Annotated in this window: 17 protein-coding genes and 1 pseudogene; 11 read left to right on the top strand and 7 right to left on the bottom strand. The window is 59.9% G+C overall.

Features of this window, described 5'->3' with window-relative positions:
* Window positions 1-263 (top strand): annotated as a pseudogene (locus ACD584_RS19285) (histone-like nucleoid-structuring protein); the annotation flags it as partial.
* 179 nt (window positions 264-442) lie between these two features.
* On the opposite strand, the gene ACD584_RS19280 reads toward ACD584_RS19285, so the two are convergent.
* Window positions 443-1,300: an SDR family oxidoreductase gene (locus tag ACD584_RS19280; protein WP_076037750.1), complete on the bottom strand. Its 858-nt coding sequence runs from the start codon at window positions 1,298-1,300 to the stop codon at window positions 443-445.
* Between the two features lie 204 nt (window positions 1,301-1,504).
* Between ACD584_RS19280 and ACD584_RS19275 the strand changes: the two genes are divergently transcribed.
* Window positions 1,505-2,380, top strand: a complete 876-nt coding sequence (locus ACD584_RS19275; protein WP_175611542.1) for an AraC family transcriptional regulator — start codon at window positions 1,505-1,507, stop codon at window positions 2,378-2,380.
* A gap of 76 nt (window positions 2,381-2,456) precedes the next feature.
* Here ACD584_RS19275 and ACD584_RS19270 read toward each other — a convergent pair whose 3' ends face one another.
* Entirely contained in the window at window positions 2,457-2,945 is a 489-nt protein-coding gene (locus ACD584_RS19270; protein WP_076036171.1) for a cysteine hydrolase family protein, read from the bottom strand.
* Between the two features lie 11 nt (window positions 2,946-2,956).
* Window positions 2,957-3,817: an MBL fold metallo-hydrolase gene (locus tag ACD584_RS19265; RefSeq protein ID WP_081391614.1), complete on the bottom strand. Its 861-nt coding sequence runs from the start codon at window positions 3,815-3,817 to the stop codon at window positions 2,957-2,959.
* Between the two features lie 318 nt (window positions 3,818-4,135).
* Here ACD584_RS19265 and ACD584_RS19260 point away from each other — a divergent pair, with 318 nt between their 5' ends.
* Window positions 4,136-4,906 (top strand): GlxA family transcriptional regulator, encoded by a 771-nt coding sequence (locus tag ACD584_RS19260; protein WP_228438103.1) that lies wholly within the window; start codon window positions 4,136-4,138, stop codon window positions 4,904-4,906.
* A 143-nt stretch (window positions 4,907-5,049) separates the two neighbouring features.
* Here ACD584_RS19260 and ACD584_RS19255 read toward each other — a convergent pair whose 3' ends face one another.
* Complete coding sequence (locus tag ACD584_RS19255; RefSeq protein WP_076036169.1) at window positions 5,050-5,475, bottom strand: YeeE/YedE family protein; 426 nt, start codon at window positions 5,473-5,475, stop codon at window positions 5,050-5,052.
* Entirely contained in the window at window positions 5,472-5,912 is a 441-nt protein-coding gene (locus ACD584_RS19250) for a YeeE/YedE family protein (protein ID WP_076036168.1), read from the bottom strand. The genes ACD584_RS19255 and ACD584_RS19250 overlap by 4 nt, the downstream gene beginning before the upstream one ends.
* Before the next feature lie 321 nt (window positions 5,913-6,233).
* On the opposite strand from ACD584_RS19250, the gene ACD584_RS19245 reads away from it, so the two are divergent.
* The 6 genes from ACD584_RS19245 to ACD584_RS19220 all read left to right on the top strand — a co-directional run bounded on the left by ACD584_RS19245 (window position 6,234) and on the right by ACD584_RS19220 (window position 11,536).
* A complete protein-coding gene (locus tag ACD584_RS19245) occupies window positions 6,234-6,536 on the top strand; it encodes a metalloregulator ArsR/SmtB family transcription factor (RefSeq protein WP_076037749.1) in 303 nt (100 codons plus the stop codon).
* A 291-nt stretch (window positions 6,537-6,827) separates the two neighbouring features.
* Window positions 6,828-7,157, top strand: coding sequence for a hypothetical protein (locus tag ACD584_RS19240; protein WP_139328363.1), 330 nt, complete (start codon window positions 6,828-6,830; stop codon window positions 7,155-7,157).
* 64 nt (window positions 7,158-7,221) lie between these two features.
* Complete coding sequence (locus ACD584_RS19235; RefSeq protein ID WP_076036167.1) at window positions 7,222-8,334, top strand: hypothetical protein; 1,113 nt, start codon at window positions 7,222-7,224, stop codon at window positions 8,332-8,334.
* Complete coding sequence (locus ACD584_RS19230; RefSeq protein ID WP_076036166.1) at window positions 8,313-9,014, top strand: uracil-DNA glycosylase family protein; 702 nt, start codon at window positions 8,313-8,315, stop codon at window positions 9,012-9,014. The genes ACD584_RS19235 and ACD584_RS19230 overlap by 22 nt, the downstream gene beginning before the upstream one ends.
* A 654-nt stretch (window positions 9,015-9,668) precedes the next feature.
* The gene (locus ACD584_RS19225; protein WP_076036164.1) at window positions 9,669-10,400 is read left to right on the top strand and encodes an SDR family oxidoreductase; all 732 of its coding nucleotides are present in this window, start codon (window positions 9,669-9,671) and stop codon (window positions 10,398-10,400) included.
* 80 nt (window positions 10,401-10,480) lie between these two features.
* Complete coding sequence (locus ACD584_RS19220) at window positions 10,481-11,536, top strand: aminotransferase class I/II-fold pyridoxal phosphate-dependent enzyme (protein WP_223647661.1); 1,056 nt, start codon at window positions 10,481-10,483, stop codon at window positions 11,534-11,536.
* An 82-nt stretch (window positions 11,537-11,618) separates the two neighbouring features.
* On the opposite strand, the gene ACD584_RS19215 is transcribed toward ACD584_RS19220, so the two are convergent.
* The gene (locus ACD584_RS19215; RefSeq protein ID WP_016945359.1) at window positions 11,619-12,203 is read right to left on the bottom strand and encodes a TetR/AcrR family transcriptional regulator; all 585 of its coding nucleotides are present in this window, start codon (window positions 12,201-12,203) and stop codon (window positions 11,619-11,621) included.
* A gap of 191 nt (window positions 12,204-12,394) precedes the next feature.
* Here ACD584_RS19215 and ACD584_RS19210 point away from each other — a divergent pair, with 191 nt between their 5' ends.
* Both ACD584_RS19210 and ACD584_RS19205 read left to right on the top strand, forming a co-directional pair.
* Complete coding sequence (locus tag ACD584_RS19210; protein ID WP_076036163.1) at window positions 12,395-13,129, top strand: NADPH-dependent F420 reductase; 735 nt, start codon at window positions 12,395-12,397, stop codon at window positions 13,127-13,129.
* Window positions 13,130-14,139: 1,010 nt separating this feature from the next.
* Window positions 14,140-16,905 (top strand): HrpF/NolX family T3SS translocon protein, encoded by a 2,766-nt coding sequence (locus ACD584_RS19205; protein WP_076037748.1) that lies wholly within the window; start codon window positions 14,140-14,142, stop codon window positions 16,903-16,905.
* A 546-nt stretch (window positions 16,906-17,451) separates the two neighbouring features.
* Here the strand turns inward: ACD584_RS19205 and ACD584_RS19200 are convergent.
* Window positions 17,452-17,679 (bottom strand): transposase, encoded by a 228-nt coding sequence (locus tag ACD584_RS19200; RefSeq protein WP_052307388.1) that lies wholly within the window; start codon window positions 17,677-17,679, stop codon window positions 17,452-17,454.
* Window positions 17,680-17,905: the final 226 nt, after the last annotated feature.

Below are 17,905 nucleotides of genomic sequence, written 5' to 3'. Positions count from 1 at the left end.
GCGGTGAAACATGGGCGGGCCGTGGCCTGACCCCCAAGGCCTTCACCACGTGGGCCAAATCCGCCGACGGCAAAGCATGGGCCAAGGCCAACCCGGGTGCAAAGTTCCCGGCGGCCGATGGCGCGGTGACCGAATCGCCAACCAAGGCAGTCAAGAAGGTGACCAAGGCGGTCAAGAAGGCGAGCAAGGCGGTCAAGAAGGCGAGCAAGGCCAAGCCGATTCGGAAGCCCGCCAAGAAGGGCACGGCGAAGGCAGCTGCTTAACACATGCACAAAGGCCGCGCCGATGCTGGAGACAAGGCGGTGGTCGCCGCGCAGGCGTTGCTGGATATCGCTAATGGGGCGTTCTTGGAATTAGGATCGTCCCCGCCGAGCCAGATCAGCCATGGTTGACCAAGCGCCCACGAGACCGGGCAGTCGATGCTCGTGGGCGGCAATGAAGGTTAGCCGAGCGTTTCACCAAGCCACTGTTGCACGCTCCTTGGCGCGATGCCAAACAACGTCTGCGCACTGGTGTCGTGAGAGATCGTATTCGTCGGACTGCCCTGCAGCGCGCCGTAGAAGGCGGCAATGGCAGCGGAGGCAGGACCGATCAGCGGTTCAATCAACGCACCGAACGCTTGGGGTGTAATGCTCTCAAAGACAACATCGCGCCCCAGGTGACCCTGGAAACCTGTTGCAAGATCCTCCCCGAGTAACCCTGGCAGCTGGCCCACGCCCACAACGCCACTGACCGACGTTTGCCCGAAGAGACGCTCGGCAACCTCGGCTACGTCCAAGTGAGAGCTCCAGGACACCGGTTGGTCCGACCGAAGCGGGTACCGCAGCAGCCCCTCGGACTGCGTAGGCTCGAAGACCATCGGCAACAGTAGGTTTTCCAGGTAAAGGCGCGGTGCGACGACGGCATACGAAACGCCGGTGTTGCGAACGCCCTCAATCAAGATCGCCATCGCCGAATCAGCTGCGGTCTGCAATGGTGAGCCTGGTTCGTCAACGATGATGCCGCTGGTGGAGATCACCACCCGCCCCGGCTTGGCCAAGTCAACCGCGTGCGCGATATTGCGTGCGTAGGTTGTACGGGTGCCTTCGTCTGTCTGAGGCAGGTGAATGAACACCCCGTCCGCACCACGGTAAGCCTCAACCAGAGATTCCACGGATGCATTGTCAATGCGAACGCTCTGTGTTCCAGCCAGTACCTCAGATGCGCGCACTGCACCGACGGCGTTTTTTCCGGCCGCCGAGAGGCGCTTGAGTAGCGGTCCGCCTTGAGCGCCGGAGGCACCATGAATGATATAGGTCATCGTCTTCTTCTTCGTCAGGCCTTGAGGAGGCGGGTGGGCAAGCATCGAATCGCACGCGGGTGAAAGCCAATCTGGGAACGCGGGGTGAAGATGTTATTCTCGGCCAAAGAGCACAGGGTTTCACGGTCAATATGCCCATGTTGATTGTCATTATTGGACACGAAAGGCAGGATGCCGATGGCTAGGCGAAAGGAGCAGCGCGGCATGGATATCGGGCAGCTGCCCTATCATCCCCAAGCCGGCTATCGGTTCGACTTGGAGATCCTTGCCTTCTCCGAGCTGCGTCGTCGTGCGGGCGCTGAAATGCTCGAGTTGGCGCACCGTTATGAGTTCTACACCCTCGTCGGTGTTACGGAAGGGGCCTGTACTCACCGTATTGATTTCGAATTTGTGCAATGTGCACCCAATACGGTGCTCGCGTTGACGCCGGGGATGGCGCACAGCTTTGGCCCGCCAACCGATTGGGAGGGCTGGATTGTTGCGTTTCGTCCAGAGTTTGCCTGGCCTACGGCCTGCCCAGGTGCGGAAAAGAGTTGCCGCATACTTGAAGGACTGGAGAGCGTGATACGACTGACGGCGAAAGAGATGCGGGTCGTCACCGGATGCATCATGCAGATGCAGGACGACGCAGGCCTCGATGACTCACCGGAAAGCGTGCATGCGTTGCTACGCCATCAACTCCATACTGCACTGACGCGGATCCGCATGGCAGATGAGCGCGGCGATGGGCGGGTGAAGCTTCCTCGTCCAGCTGGAAGTAGATTCAGAGAGTTCGAGCGACTGGTTGAAGAGAAGCACAGGGAATGGCATCAGGTCTCCAGCTACGCAAAGGCCATGGGGTGTGCTGAAAGGACGCTTACGCGAGCGACGCTCGATGCTGCAGGGCTGAACCCCAAGGCTTTCATCGCCGCGCGGCTGGCACTCGAAGCCAAGCGCTTGCTGACGCATACGGAGTTGAAGGTGCTTGAAGTCGCTGAACAACTGTGTTTCAGCGACACCCCCAATTTCATCAAGTTCTTCCAGCGCGAGGTGGGATGTACACCTGCAACCTTCCGTCAACGTCAGACGCAGGTCGCGTAGAAGTATCCATTGGCAGATGCAGTAGGTCCACTCGCCGTAAGGAGGCGCCTGCATATTGCAGGCGCTCCGGTGCGGCTTAGACGACTTTGCAGCGTCCCGCCAGGCCAGACAACGCGATATCGCTGATCAGCGCCGTTGGCGCAGCGCAGCCTGCGCCGAGGATTGTCACATCAAGCCCAGCTGCCTCGGGCGACAGCGCCGTGTGCGTGATGCAGTGTTGGGTCATCATGCCGACTAGACGAATGTCGGAGACATTCTGGGCGGCCAGGGTTTGGCCCAGCGGTGTGCCAAGAAAGCTGTCGGCTTGCTGTTTCTCGATCACTACGCAGCCGTTCAGTGCCTCAGCGATGGCGGGATGCAACTCGGCACCCGCCGTGCCTTTAGCCAAGAAGGGGCCGTCGCTGGGCGTGAAGTGCTGGATACCTATCACCACCTCACCGGCCTGCTTGGCTTGCGCGATGGCGTCCAACGCTGCCGACAAGGCCTGCTCGCTGTTCTCAAGCGTAAGGCGGCCGCCGGGGAAGTAGTCGTTCTGGATATCCACGACAATCAGTGCAGTCTTCATGGTGTGTTCCTTTAAAAAGTGATGGTTTCGCCGTCTTCCGGGATCAGCACGCTGTCCTGGATGGACTTCTCGACGGTGTAGCGGCGCAGATCAGCGCGGGAAACGGTCATGTGATTCACCGCATCCATATGCACGGCGACGATCTTTGCCTTAGGGGCCAATGCATGGACACGAGAGGTGTCATCAACGCCCATGATGATGCCGGTGTCGAAACCTTTGACCCGTGCGTCGCCCGTGTTCAACACGATGACATCCGGGGTATAGCGCTTGATCGCATCCTGCACGTCGCCGGTCCAGACGGTGTCACCAGCCAGATAAATGGTCGGTTCACCGGCTTTCTCAAAGACAAAGCCGGTCACACTGCCCAGCAGCGTCGCCAGCGGCTCCACTTTGAACATTGCGGCTGAGCCATGTTGGGCAGCAACACGCGAGATCTTCACGCCACCAAACATTTCGTGGGCCGGAAGAATCCGGACATCTTCAAACCCCTTACCGCGAAGCTGGGCAGCGTCGGCCTCGTTCTGAACGAACATGGTCATCTGACGCGGTATCAGCGTCTCTGCGGCCGGGTCCCAGTGATCCAAGTGGGTGTGCGTCAACAGCACTGCATCCACGTCCTTGAGCACCTGAGCCACATCGAACGGGAGCTCGACAGTCGGGTTGCGCAGTTCGCTGCGATAGGTGTCCGGGAAGCCGGGGTAGGCCCCTTTGGTGGCCAGCATCGGATCAACCAAGAGCACCGTGTCGCCGTAGGCGATCTTTGCCGTGGCGTTTCGGATCTGTTGGATAGACGTGGTGCTCGGCGGGTTGCCTGCGGCGTGTGCATTGGTCTGGAGGCCCAGGGCCAGCAGGGTTGCGATGGCGAGTGACATCATTTTTATGGCGCAATCTCTGTGTGAATGTGTAAGACAGAGCTTGACAGTTCCGTGGTGATTGCAATACTGGCCCGTGGGACTAACATCGATTAAATCAGGCCATGATCAACCGTTGCGCGACAGAACCAGTTCACCGCCCTATTGAGGTGGTAGTCGTTGCCCCTCGGGGGATCAGCGCCTTTCACCTGTCCGTGCCGCTGATGATCTTCGACATCCACTCGGAGGAGCGCGCCTTGTTCAATGTCCGCATTGTTGCTGAGGAGCCCTTGGTAACCCTGAGCGGGGGGGCAGGTGGGAGTGAGCGCCAGCGGGGGCTTGGAACTGCTGGACGAAGCAGAGGTGGTCATCATTCCAGGATGGGCGGATCTGGGAAATGCGCCCAGCAACGAGTTGAAAAGCAAGCTCATCGCGGCGAATCGTCGTGGGGCGCATGTGGTCGGGCTCTGCTACGGCGCCTACGCATTGGCCTATGCCGGGCTACTGGATGGACGCCTAGCTTCGACCCACTGGCTTGCCGAGGACGACTTTCATAGACGCTTTCCCCGCGTGAAGCTTGACATGAACGCGCTTTATGTTGACGAAGAGCGCGTGGTGACCTCTGCTGGGACCGGTGCGGCGCTGGATTGCTGCATGTATCTGGTCAGGAAACTCTGCGGTGCGCGGGAGGCCAACAAAATCGCGCGCCTGATGGTCCTGCCACCCCATCGTGAGGGAGGTCAGTCCCAATACATCGAGCAGCCGGTTCCCGCCTCGCCGCAGGATGCTCTGTTGAGCGCGTTGCTCGACCACATGCGTGAGAATCTGCAAGCGGATCAATCGCTCGATGAACTGGCCAGCCGGGTAGCGATGAGCAGGCGGTCGTTCACCCGGCGATTCCATAAAGCCACCGGCATGACAGTGGGCGCTTGGCTGGAAGCCGAGCGCTTGCGCCGAGCAAAGGAGCTGCTTGAATCTACCGATCTATCGATTGAAAAAGTAGCCGAACAATCCGGCTATCGCACGTCCGTGGCGTTCCGACAGAGCTTCAATCGAGCATTCCATATCAGTCCGCGCGGGTGGCGGCGGACGTTCTCACTGGAGAACTAAAGGTTCTGATTCCGGGCGCAGAGTGGCTAAGCCGCGCGATAGCCTGAAAAGGGGGGGGGAGGGAGGCTTCGCTGCATGGACACTCGCTGGCCTAGGCGCTTCAGCCTTCGGTGGGTCCTGTGGTCACAGTGCTGTTGCCATGGTCATTCCTTCGCTAAGCGAGGGCGGTGCAGAAGCCCATGGATAAGCACGCCGGCAACCATCGCAGCTGCGAACACGAGTGCGAACGGTTGACCCGTCGCCAACAGGGCGACGGCTGGGCCAGGACATACGCCCGCCAACCCCCAACCAATGCCGAACACTGCCGCACCGATCACCAGATTGCGATCGATGTCTCGGCGCTGCGGTACATGTAGCGCAGCAGCAAGCAGGGGGGTATTCCGTGCACGCGCCCACCGATAGGCGATGGCAGAGGGGATCAGTGCGCCGATGATGACAAGCGCCAGTGAAGGGTCCCAGGCGCCCGTGACGTCAAGAAAGGCGATCACGCGCGCGGGGTTCGCCATGTCTGAGACGATAAGGCCGAGGCCAAACAACGAGCCGCACAGAAAGGCCAACAGTCGGATCATGTCCCAGCTCCGATGATGAAGCGCACAATCGCCACAGTGGCCATGCCCATAAGCATGAAGGCGACGGTCGCAACCATGGAGCGCGGCGAAAGTCTGGCCAAGCCGCAGACGCCATGGCCGCTCGTGCACCCCGAACCCAGACGCGTTCCATACCCAACCAGCAGTCCGGCCAGAATCAGTAGCGGTGTAGTCGAGCTTGAAAGCGAGGGCAGCGAAATGGGTTTGACCGCCAGTGCTACACCCGATGTCACCAACAGTCCCGCCAGGAACAGGGCAGCCAAGGAGCGATCTCCACCTGCCGAAAGGCCGAGGGTATGAGCAATCAGGCCGGAGATGCCGGCGATTCGCCCCGTGAACACCAGGTATGCGCCTGCTGCTGTGCCAATCATCAGGCCGCCGATGAGCGGCCAATACCACGCTAAAGGGGCCAGCATCATGGCAAGTCTACCGGCAGCTTTATAAAGCAAACTCCGGTGTCGTCCCGTCCGAACCGAGGGCCCGCACGCCGGCCGGCGCGCGCGCCGCGCCCGCTGCCAAAAGCCCAATTTAATGCAGAATCCGAAACGACAGGGGTGCTCACGATTGGCTCTTACCAAGGAAGAGGGTCATTAAGGTTTCATAGTTTCGTAAACTATGCAACTATGGACGCATCTCTACACCTGATCGGGCCGCCATGCGGCGTTCCGGCTAGGCTCTACGGCTTTCTATGGTTTCCGCATGTGAAAAACTCTTCCCTTACCGCCGCTGACCTCGTCGACATGAAGGGGCGGGTCCCAGAAGTCGCAGATCTGTTGCGCTTCATGGCCACGCCGTCGCGCCTGCTGTTGCTCTGTCAGCTGTCTCAAGGGGAGTCGACTGTAGGCGGTTTGGAGGAGGCAACCGGCATCCGGCAGCCGGCGCTTTCCCAACAACTGGCGGAGCTACGACAGCGGGACCTGGTCACCACCCGGCGTGAGTCTCGGTCGATCTTTTACCGGATGGCGGACCCGCGTGTGGCCGCCCTGTTGACCGCCATGCATGAGATCTTCTGCACCGAAACATCGGCGCCTGAGAGCCGGTAGTCGCATCGGGCTGTTCTGGCAATAAGTGCTTGGGTCGGTCTTTGAAGAGCAAGGCGATCATCTGCGTTGCGACACAGTGATTCTGCCAACGAACGCCCGCAAGTAAGCGTCGAGCCGTGGCATTGCGGCCTTCGCAGCAAGCCCAACACCAGAGGTTCCCCCACCCTGTCACGGGTGACATCAACGGATGGCTGGATTCCCCCGTCAACGGAGCGATTGCGTCGGAACGATCACATGTAGGGGGAGCCGGGCGTCTCATCCAGGGCGACCTGGCTCGGCTAAAGTGGCGGCATGGAGAACATGGTTTACGTGCCCGCCGCAAAGCGGTCCCATGATCTGGTCTGGGACCGGGTGACTGGTGACTGCCTAACCCTGGAAGCCTTCATGGAAGGCCGGGACTACGGGGAAGTCGTTCGGGATGGGCGGCTGGCTGCGGAATTGGAGGTGCTCGACGGCACCCCGCGGTTCGAATGCCCGCACTGCCACGATGCAATGGGCGTTCGCTCCAAAGCCATACGCGCACGAAGCGAGTTCCGCTTCTACTTTGATCATCGCACGGCCCGCCACCGAGAAGGTGCACCGGGCTTAGGGCCATTCACCCCAAGCCATCCTGGCGCGTAAGTTCGGGCTGCGTAAGTTCGGGCTGTGCAAAGAAGGCGCGCTCCACAAAACACTCAAGCAATGGGTGCGCGACAGCTTGGATGCGGATCCGTCGTTTAGCCAGACGGAGTTGGAAAAGCGTTGGTGGGACGTCGACGGTGTTCAATGGCGACAGCCCGACGTCCAGACGCGGCGTGACGGTAAGAAGTGGGCCATTGAGATTCAGCTTTCCACCACATTTGTCCATGTCATCGCGGAGCGGATGCGGCATTACCGGAAGAACGGGGGGCGCATGCTGTGGCTCTTCAAGGACGTGGATCTGGACCAGTTCCGATTGTCCGAAGACGACCTGTTTTTCGCCAACAATCGCAACGCGTTTCGCGTCACCCCCACCACCGTGGCCCGCTCCCAACGCGAGGGCCGCTTCTGTCTCGAAGGCGTTTGGCTGGAGCCCCGCCTGGAGAGCGGCATGATCCGCGACGTGGAGGTTCGAAGGGAGGTTTGCTTTGATGAGCTGATGTTCGACACCTGCAGCCGAGGCATTCCTCGGGCCTACGTCTTCGACTACGACGGGCACAAAGCCCAGGTGGAGGAAGAGCGGGTGGCTTGGCAGGAGCATCAAGTCTGGGGCCTCCGCCGAGAGGCCTTCGAAATCTTCTATGTGGCCATGCTCCGGGGCGAATTCGTCGATTACAAAGAACGGGATCGCCGATGGGGGGAGTTGCGCCGCTCATTTGCTCTAGTCGGGATCGCGCTGCCGCTCTATGCCAAGGGGAATGGCGACTTGGAGCGCTTGTTGGTGATCGGCTACTCGATCAAGCACGGGCAGGGGCGGCCCATTGGGATTGGCTTTGAGACGCTGGCCGAGTTAGGGCACCATGCCCACAAGGTTTGGCCTAAAAGCCTATGGTTCTACCGCTGCATGCTTCGGGTGCGCGGCCAGTTGAGGACTGTATTGCCGCAGGATCGGACCGCAAAGCTCCAGCACAAAATGAAACGCGTGCTCGCCAGCCTAGCCGAGGGCGAGAGCACGTTCGCGCCCGATCGATCCTGGGACGCGCTCTTGGTCCGCCTATTCCCCGAAGTCGCGCGCTTGTGGGCCGCAGAACCGGGGAAAGTGGCGAAGACCGCATTGACTAAAACCAAGCAAGATCTGAGGGCCGAGGAGACTCCATCATGGAAGACAGCGCATCGTTGAAATTTGAAGACTGGCCAAACGCGGTAGCCTTTGTGCCCTACGTGGGAAGCCGCTATCTAGAGGGATTTGGCGGGCGCCGTGTGCTGCTGTTAGGCGAGTCCCACTACCGCGAAGACGGGTGGACCGACGACCCCGCCCCCACTCGCCCCTTCACCCGCAAGACGTTCGGTGACATGGAGACCTGCGAGCGAAAGGGCGGGGGAAAGTTCTTCGACGAGTTGGATCGGTTGCTGACGGGCAATGGGACACCAGCGCTTTCCGATGCAGCGCAGGCTTGGGAACGCGTCGCCTTCTGCAACCTTTCCCAACGTTTCGCTGGCACCGCAGCAGGGCATCGCCCGTCGGGTTCTGACTTCAAGGACGGCGGGAAAATTCTGGTAGATGCGATTCTTCCGATCCTCCAGCCAGAGGTGATTCTGGTGCTGGGGCGGACGGCGTGGCGCATGTTCGCGCACGGTGATCGCGCCCATCAGCCCGTCTTCCACGCGCGCCACGTCAACTCAGAAGGGCGCCGGCGGCGCTACTTGGAGGAGCGGCATGTATGGTCGCTTGATTACGGCAATGGTATGGCGTGGATGACTTGGGTTTACCACCCCTCGTGGAACGTGGATCGCTGGGAGGACCGGGCCGCAGCGTTGCGGCACCTGCTGGTGTGTCCACACGACTGGCCCGTGGCATGACTGAGAATCCCCCGAGAAGCGGGGTTGGGGCATGGGAAAACAATGACTTGGTTGCATACGCTGCCGCGACCATGGCCCGCTACATGCGCCAGCGCATTGCCCGTATGGATCGGCTCACCTTCAACGCCTGATGACTGGAGAAAGGGCGTCCCTGGTGGGCGCTCGATGTCACGGCGCACCGCCGCCTAGCCCGTGGATCCACCGCGGCCACCATTTTCCCTTCGCCAGCTGACGTTGCACCAACGTTCGATAGTCAGTAGCTGAGGGTGCAGGCGCAGACCGTTTGTACCGGCGGTGGTTGCATGCCGCGTGAGCCGCAACGACGTTGCCTACCACGTCTTTCCCGCCGTCTTGGCGAGCTACGAGGTGCTCGGCCGTGCATCGGAGCGGGCCAGCAGAGCGTGGTCGAAGCGCCAGCTCATCTGGAGAGGAATGCCACATCGCCAGACCGCAGTAGTAGCAGCGGCCGGACTGCGACTTAAAGGCATTGGCGCGAAGGGATTTGAGGCGTTTGTTGCTCATATAGGGCTCCGGAATCAAAAAAGATTCCCGTGCCTCCTATAGGAGAACCTCGGGCACCCGGAGCCTATTGGCTATGCGGGCACAACACCGGCGCTTCTGCGACCGGCACCGGCTTTATAGCGTGCGGCGGGAATGCGCGCAACCGGGGGCCGTCAGGATGATCGCGAGGCGACGGCGAGTAATGGTTACCGCCCAGGCGAAGACAGCCGGCGCCGCGCACTCGACCTGGTCGCGGCGTTTGGTGACGATCGTGTCCACGCACATGCATTAGATGTCGGCGATCGGCGGAGCCACGCTGCTTTCATGCAAGCTTTGACGATGCCGGTGGATATCGTGATCCACAACGCCGGCGTGGGCACCAAGACCGTGGAGCGTGCGGCTGCCACGTACAAGGAACAGGACGAGGCGTTTTTTCGCGTCAACACGATCGGGCCGTTGTGGTTGAGCGAAGATCTGATTCCCGGCATGCAAGCGCGCGGGCAGGGCAAGATTCTGTTCATGAGTTCGGTGGATGGTGGCATCACCCACTTTCCGCGCTTCCGTGCGGCCGATGGCATGAGCAAGGCGGCCGTCGCGTTTTTGGGCCGGCAACTTGCTGCAACGCTTGCCTGCACCGGGATCGACGTGTTCACCGTATGTCCGGGTGCCACCGATACGCCGATGTTCCAGGCCAGTACCTTGAATGCGCTGTCGCCGCAGCAGCGACAGGAGCTGGAGGCCTCGCTGCCTGGTGGCCGCCTGATCGAGCCGCGCGAGATCGCCGATCTCTGCTTCTACCTTTGTCGCGATGAAGCGCGCATCTTGCGCGGCGCTGTCATCGACGCCTCGCTTGGCTTGGGCGTCTGCCCAGCCGTCATGGGATAAGGAAGCTACGTATGCCTGTACCGTCGAATAGTTTTTGGGAACAGTGGCTCATCGCGCATCGTGCCAAACCCGAGGCGTGCGTGACGTATTCCCTATCGCCTTCACCCCCCTTGCAGCAGTTCCTGTCGCAACTCGATCCTGCACTGTCGCTGGACTGGTCGGGTGAGGATTACCAGGGATTGCCGAGCCTGCGCGAGCGGGTACTGGATCAATATGGCTATCGCCCCAGCTGCGGCGTGGACGATGTGCTGATCACCGCCGGTGCGCAGGAAGCCAATTACCTTGCATTGACGCAGTTGTTGAGTGCTGGCGATGAATTCGTCATCGATGCGCCCGGTTGGCAACAGCCGCTGGTGCTTGCCGAGCAGATCGGCGCGATTCCCAGGCGCGTGGCGCGCACGGAAGCATCCGGATGGGCGTTGGACATCGCGCAGCTCGAATCGCTGGTGACAGCGAAGACCAAGCTCATCTTCCTGTGCAACCCGAACAATCCCACGGGGCGCGTGGAAGATACGCAGACACTGCAACGCATCATTGCCGCAGCAGATCGGGTCGGTGCGTACGTCGTCTCCGATGAGGTGTATCGGGGACTGGAGTGGACCGAGCAGGAGACCCCGCGCATCGCCACGCTCTACGAGCGTGGCATCAGCACCGGTAGCGTGTCCAAGTTGCTGGGTCTGCAGGGTTTGCGCACCGGCTGGATGGTGACGCGCGATAGTGCGCTGTTGAACGCTGCGATGGTACTGCGCGAGAACACCAGCGAGATCATGAACGTGCTGGGCGAGCGGGTGGCCGAGGTCGCGCTACGACCGGAGCACTTCGATGCGGCGGTGGCGCATTCGCGCACGGTCGGGCGCGAACGGATCGCATTGCTGGATCGCTTCGTCGCCGAACAACCCGCACTGACATGGACACCGCCGCAAGCCGGGCTGCTTGGGCTTGCACGACTGCAGTTGTCGATCAGCGCCGATGATTTCAGCAAACAGCTGCTGGCGCCGCCGTACAACACGTTCGTGATGTCGGGTGGTGCGTATGCGTGCCCGCAGCATCTGCGCCTGGGAGCAGGGGGCGTGTCGTTGCCCGAGCTTGAGTTGGGGCTTGCGCGGATGGCGCAGTTGTTGGCCGTCGTTGAGTAAAGCCAATGGTCGTCTGCCTACACCAGGCCCTTGGCGTCGGTGGAGGTGGGCGCGAATCGCCACCTTACAGACGCACCACGTTTCAAGTCGAAAGCGCCCAGCCTGAGCGCAAGACGTCCTGCAGCACCGGTTGGGCGCCGCTATCCGCGCCGCCGTTGGCAGCTCCTGCCCATGCGATCGCGAGCGCGGCCAGAAAGATGTCGCGGCCGGTCAACGTTTCCCGCGCCTGACCGGAGCGCTGTGCAGCCTGCAGAAAAACGCTTGAGGCCTCGACCATGGATTGGCATGTCGGCCTCAACACCGAGCTCGGTTGGCACCATGCGGCCCGTAGCGGTTCCGGCAGACCTTCGTAGGCGTTCATCCAAGTTCCCAGCGCTTCAATCCATCGCTGCAGCGCACACCCTGGGTCGTGCTCTTCTGCAGTGATGGCCATGCGCACTTGCTCGATGTTGGCGTGATGCGTTTCGAGAAGCGCGGCCAGCAGGGCTTCGCGGCTAGGGAAGTGGCGATAGAGCGTCCCCGGGCCAACGCCTGCGCGCTTGGCGATGCTGTCCATCGAAACATTGATGCCTTCCTCGGCAAACGCGTCGCTGGCGACCTCGAGAATGTGGGTCTTGTTACGTTGGGCGTCGGCTCGGGGAGGGCGTGGCTGAACGTTGGGAGACATGGTCAGTGGGTCTGCTGCTTGATATCCGGAGTGTATCTCCATATAGTTCTTGTGGCAAACGGAGGGGCTCTCCTTCTTGGGTATTGTGAATCACCAGGCTTTGGAAACTGACGAGGGGATCAGCTATGGCCGTCTCGGGCGAGTTCACTGATCGACCAACAAAACCCCACCTACTTTAGGAAGGCACGAACATGAAAATCGGCATCATTGGCGCAGGCAACATCGGTGGCACGTTGGCGCGCAAATTCGTCGCAGCAGGTCACAGCGTCAAGTTGGCTGGATCCAAAAGCCCCGACAGCATTCGCGAACTGGCTGAAAACATCGGCGCCGAGCCTGTTGCGGCTGTAGAGGCGGTCAAGGACGTGGAGGTGATCGTATTGTCGATCCCGTTTGCCAAGATTCCCGAGGTTGCCGGCCTGTTCTCCACCGTGCCTGCGGAGGTGGTGGTGATCGATACTTCGAACTACTACCCGCAGCTTGGCACCCGGATACCGGAAGTCGACGACGGCAAACTGGAGAGTGTCTGGGCGAGGGAGCAACTCGGCCGGCCCATCATCAAAGCGTTCAACGCAATAATCGCTAAGACACTTGCTGACGGTGGCAAGCCCGCAGGTACTGATAACCGGATCGCTATTCCAGTAGCAGGCGACAGCCTGGCCGGCAAAGCGATCGCGCAGCAGCTGCTCGACGATGCCGGGTTCGACGCGCTCGACGCGTGGACGATTGCAGACTCGTGGCGGCAGCAGCCCGGCATGCCTGCGTACTGCACCGAGCTTCCGCTTGCCGCATTGCACTCGGCGCTCAACGTTGCAGTCAAGGGCGACGCACCGCATCTTCGCGACGCGTTGATGGTGGAGTTCTTCGGGGGCGATATACCGCCAAGCCACGAGACGATCGTTGCGCGCAATCGGGCCGTGAGTGCGTAGTGCCGAGGAATGCGGCGTGGATGCATGCACTTGCCGGCCACATGACTTCTCCCAGCCACAACGCAATAGCTGGTTGAGTGGCTGGAACGCAACACGGCGATGGCGCCGTGCTGACGACGCCAACGCGCGATCTAAGCCCTAAAACTTGACGGTAGACAGCATTTTCAGCATCTCGTCGTAGCTGCCGTCGGCCATTGCGTCGCTAGTGCTTCAACTTGCCCTGCTTGAGTTTCTCCCACGTGTCTTCGGCTTGCTGAGACAAGCCGCCGATATGGCGTATCAAACAGATCTCCATGCTGATATCCCAGTGCGTGTGTCTGGGCGCTGCATGGACCAGCCGCCTTTTGGCCACGTCCTTCCACCAGCGTGCGCGGCAGCCAGGCGGCCCCGCCACTGCAGCGGCACATCGCTGCCCACCACAATTTGCTCGAATTGTTCGGGGTCCAATCCAAGCCGCATACGCGGCTGATGGTGGCAAAGCAGGAATCGCGCTGCCCCTTGCAGCGCTCGTACATCGATTGAAGTCATTTCAAACCTATGTTACCTCTACCAAGCGACGCGCCTCTGGCGTCGCGTAGGTCGTGGATCGAGGTCCTGATCAACACAGTTGCTCCACGGTTGCGGCATGCCTTGGGGTATCGTACAACTCGCGCACTTTTCGGCGATTCTGCTCTGGACCATGATTTCAGCCTCAATTGCACGCGAGTGCAAGGCGCTGCGTGCGACTGAAGTGACCATTTTAAGTCGAACGTAACAATGGCGGCGCGGTATGTATCTGGTACAAGTTTTCGCGCCGAGTGAAGGTGCCCCGTAGGATCCGTTGTGCGGCAGGGGTGTCGCCCGCACATTCGTTTTTGCGCTTTTTTCGCCAAAATAGTTCATCGGCGCATGCATCCCGTACCGGGAGTGGCAACATATGAGCTCGCCGCATGAGACATGCCCGTGTAACCGTATGAGCATGTACTCATATGCAGCAGCTCCGCCACTGCTCTGTCACTGCGAGGCCGCACATGTCGCTCAACACGCTTTCGACCGGGAGTACCGCCGGTCTGTTTCTACCTCTGACGGATGACGCGTCGTCCCCGGGGCTGCTCGGATCCGATTCGGCCATGAATGACTCCGATCTGTTGCTGGCGATGGACAACCTGTTTCTGCAGCAGATTTACCGTTTGATTGCCGCCACCTACGGCAATACGTCGCTCAATGGGCCAGGCAGTGGTATTCCGGGGCTTGACACGCCTTCAGCAGACGACCTTCAAGCCAGCCAGCCGATTGAGAAACGGACCTCCTGGCCGACGCTATCGGCTCCGTTCAATGCCAAGGACATCAAGGGATCCAGGTTGCCGCCTGCGGTGGATGGGTCATCGGTGACCTGGGAGGGCGGCACGCTCACCCCATCGGAGCTTCAGATTGTTTCGACACTCAATCAGCACAAAGACAAGACGCCGCTGGAGTTCGCAAAACTCGACGACAAGATCAATGATCCATCTACACCTCCGGATCTGAAGAGTGCGCTGCAAGGCTTGCAGAAAGATCCGCGTCTTTTCTTCGCCATCGGTTCGCAGGGCGACGGCAAATGCGGCGGCAAGATCAAGGCGGGTGATTTGTGGGATTTTGCAGACCACCATCAACAGGTGACCGCTCTGGGCGGGAAGAATGCCGAGTTCAATCCTAAAAACATCAAGGGAGCGACACCGCCTCCTGCCGCAGAAGGTTCGTCGGTAACCTGGGACGGCGGCACGCTGACGCAATCCCAGCTTGAGATCGTCTCTACGCTCAATCAGCATCGCGACATGATGCCGATCGAGTTCGCCAAGCTCGATGAAAAGATCAACGACCCAGCCACTCCGCCCGACCTGAAAAAAGCGCTGCAGGGCCTGCAACAGGATCCTGGTCTGTTCTTTGCGATGGCGTCTCAGGGTCACGGCAAGCACCACCACGACGACCAGGGCAAGTGCAATGGCAAGCTCATCGCCGACAATCTTTACGACTTCGCCGACCGCCATCCGCAGGTGACGGCGCAGGGCGGCAAGAACGCGACCTACAATCCCGAAAAAATGAAGGGGCGCGACCTGCCGCCGCCGGTGGACGGCTCTTCGGTCACGTGGGATGGCGGGACGCTCACCCAGAACGAATTGGAGATCGTCGCCACACTTAATCGCCACAAGGACAAGTGCCCAGTCAAGTGGACAGATCTCGATGCAAAGTCGAAGGATCCCGCCATCCCGCCGGATCTGCAAAAAGCGTTTGCAGATCTACAGCAAGATCCAGCTCTTTTTCATGCAATTGGTGCGCAGGGTAGCAAAGGAAGTTGCGATGGAAAATTCACTGAAAAGGATCTCACACGCTTTTCAGTGCCCGAAAAACACGCACAGATCGCTCAATATGCCGAGCAGCAAGCAAAGGGCTACACGCAAAACTATGTGGCGTCTGACAGCCCCGACAAGACCGAGCCGACGGTCATGACCGAGAGTGACGCGATGCGTGAACTCTACCGCTACTCGGACTATCTGCCCAAGGATCTAAACCAGGACGCGTTCAAGCAATTGGTCGAAGGCGACAGCACGACCAAGAAGAGCCCGCCGCAGGTCATTGCCGCCGCACAGTATTTTCGTGAGCATCCCGACCAGTGGAAAGCGCTGGCTGGCGACAAAGAGTCGATGAGCACGGCAGATTTCCTGCAGAAATCTACATCAGAGATGCACCTGACCGTGCCCGAACTGAAAACGCTGGACACCATCAATAGCCACCAGGAAGCGTTCTTCGGCGACGGCAAAGAGGTAACGCGCGACAAGCTCGACACGATTGTCAAGGATGATAAAGCCGACCCCGCAGTGCGCGACGCGGCCAAGCAACTTTTGGGCGACCCGCTACTGTTCGGCTTGTTGAACAACGCGATCACCGGCTACAAGAAGCCCCACAGCTTCTTCGGTGGTGGCCATGTCGTCGACTCGGGAAAGATCAGCAACAAAGATTTTCAGCAGTTCTACGAGCACATGACGGCGGTCAACAAAACCCTGGATACACCGCCCACGCATGCAGCCACATCGCCCGAGCAAAAGAAGGCCGTCGCGGACATGCTGATGGGAAAAGCCGATCAGCCCGAGATCAAGAGGAAAAAACACGATGTCGGTACCTTCAGCAAGGGATTGCATGAGTTTCTCAAGTGGGACAGCAAGATCCTGGATGGGATTTCCGTAGCACTTAGTGCAATGAACGGCATTCCCCTGATCGGCGAGGTTGCCGATGCAGCAGCGCTAGCATTTGAGAGCGAAGCGCAGGCAGCACAGGTAATTGATACCGCACTGCAAGGTGGCAACCTGTCACTAGCGTGGAAACTCGCCGGCATCAATATGGCTGGAGCGGTGGTTGGCGCCGTTGGCGGACCCACGGCCAGACTCGCAGCCAAGGGAGCAGCCAAGGGGGTCGCCGAGGGCGCAGCCAAGGGAGCGACCCAGGGTACAACCAAGGGCGCGGCCAAAGGAGGCGGCAAGGGAGTAGCCGAGCGGGAAAAACCCCGTGATATTGCTAAAGGCTACATAATAGGTACTAGCATCAACAGGCCGACTGAAATGTTGAAAACTCCCGTGTTGGCAGGCTTGCACTATGAAGAAGTGCGGCTGGATAAGGAGAAGAAAAAGGGCGAGATTCGCAAGAATCTGGAAGCGGCGGGCGGGGTGCCATTGGGGAAACAGTTTATTCCAAAAGCAATTGCCGACAACTTCGAGGCAGACACGAAAGAAAACCTCAGGCATGTGAGGGGGCGCCGCAAGTAACGATCTTGCTTGAGCGACAATCGTGACCGATGGAAATGCAAGCAACGGAATCGCTCGATCAGCCAGGAAAAGACGAACCGAGAACGTTTCACCACCAGGCAACGCTGGTCACTCGCTGCGCCGTGCTGCATGATCGGACTGGGACAGCTCCGCAGCGTTGCTGGCTTGGTCAAGATCGTATCGGTGCCCGTTTGGTATGCCTGGGGCCTGCCTTTCGGCCTCGTGGCACCCAGTAGTAGTCTCCATCCCGCCAATCGACCGCGCACCAGAGACAGGTTCGCCAACCGCAGCGTCGCGACGCTGCGGTTGGCGATCTTCTCCGGGCCTCAGTAACGCACTTTGGCAGGATCCAGTAACCGCCTCACCGACGCAAACATGTACTCCGCCTGCGCCCGGATCTTGGGTGTGGTGCGGTTTCTGTTTCAGTCGACGTCATCCACCCTGCCGCGCTTGCGCTCCTATTTGTTCGTGAAGTTCCTGGGCATGCAGACCATACTTCCGGAGTAGGGACTTCTAGATGGCATAGTCGCTATTTCCATCTACCCGTCATTCGTTCCAGTGCAGCAGGTCGTCCAGCACGTGCTTGTCGTGCGCGTTCGACGTCGTCATCGCGGCTCTATGCGCCAGCCCGATCCGGCCAATCACGCCGATGTGCAGCTTCATATTGAAGTGCCACTGCTGGCTCTTGCATGTCTGGTGGATCTGCGGATGACAGGCCTTGTCCGGCTTCTTTGTCGATCTCGGCGCTCCGACAATAGTCGCGTCAACGGTCATTCCCTTGCCCGCTTTCTACCTGGCTAACGAAAGCCGTCGAAGCTGAGGTAGATAAAGAGCATGTGCGAACTGAATTTTTCCAAGCGCTGGAGCATGCCAAGCCCAGTTTGCGCACGAAGAAGAAGTACATTTCTCGAGCAATCAAGCGGTAGTTTGGTTACGTCAAGGTGTGCCAGCACCTGAGTTGGTATCAGTTTGTAGAGTGCTCCCGTGAGTAAAGGCAATT

It is taken from the genome of Xanthomonas sp. NCPPB 2922 (assembly GCF_041520885.1).
Lineage (GTDB): Bacteria > Pseudomonadota > Gammaproteobacteria > Xanthomonadales > Xanthomonadaceae > Xanthomonas > Xanthomonas campestris.
This window is presented reverse-complemented; position numbering and strand designations above follow the sequence as displayed.

Bases quoted from the DNA above. Each gene is read 5' to 3' on its own strand.
- ACD584_RS19230 (WP_076036166.1), top strand. From the start codon at position 8,313: ATGGAAGACAGCGCATCGTTGAAATTTGAAGACTGGCCAAACGCGGTA.
- ACD584_RS19265 (WP_081391614.1), bottom strand. From the start codon at position 3,817: ATGTCACTCGCCATCGCAACCCTGCTGGCCCTGGGCCTCCAGACCAAT.
- ACD584_RS19200 (WP_052307388.1), bottom strand. From the start codon at position 17,679: ATGACCGTTGACGCGACTATTGTCGGAGCGCCGAGATCGACAAAGAAG.
- ACD584_RS19245 (WP_076037749.1), top strand. From the start codon at position 6,234: ATGAAGGGGCGGGTCCCAGAAGTCGCAGATCTGTTGCGCTTCATGGCC.
- ACD584_RS19280 (WP_076037750.1), bottom strand. From the start codon at position 1,300: ATGACCTATATCATTCATGGTGCCTCCGGCGCTCAAGGCGGACCGCTA.
- ACD584_RS19210 (WP_076036163.1), top strand. From the start codon at position 12,395: ATGAAAATCGGCATCATTGGCGCAGGCAACATCGGTGGCACGTTGGCG.
- ACD584_RS19225 (WP_076036164.1), top strand. From the start codon at position 9,669: ATGCGCGCAACCGGGGGCCGTCAGGATGATCGCGAGGCGACGGCGAGT.
- ACD584_RS19215 (WP_016945359.1), bottom strand. From the start codon at position 12,203: ATGTCTCCCAACGTTCAGCCACGCCCTCCCCGAGCCGACGCCCAACGT.
- ACD584_RS19275 (WP_175611542.1), top strand. From the start codon at position 1,505: ATGGATATCGGGCAGCTGCCCTATCATCCCCAAGCCGGCTATCGGTTC.
- ACD584_RS19270 (WP_076036171.1), bottom strand. From the start codon at position 2,945: ATGAAGACTGCACTGATTGTCGTGGATATCCAGAACGACTACTTCCCC.
- ACD584_RS19255 (WP_076036169.1), bottom strand. From the start codon at position 5,475: ATGATCCGACTGTTGGCCTTTCTGTGCGGCTCGTTGTTTGGCCTCGGC.
- ACD584_RS19250 (WP_076036168.1), bottom strand. From the start codon at position 5,912: ATGATGCTGGCCCCTTTAGCGTGGTATTGGCCGCTCATCGGCGGCCTG.
- ACD584_RS19205 (WP_076037748.1), top strand. From the start codon at position 14,140: ATGTCGCTCAACACGCTTTCGACCGGGAGTACCGCCGGTCTGTTTCTA.
- ACD584_RS19240 (WP_139328363.1), top strand. From the start codon at position 6,828: ATGGAGAACATGGTTTACGTGCCCGCCGCAAAGCGGTCCCATGATCTG.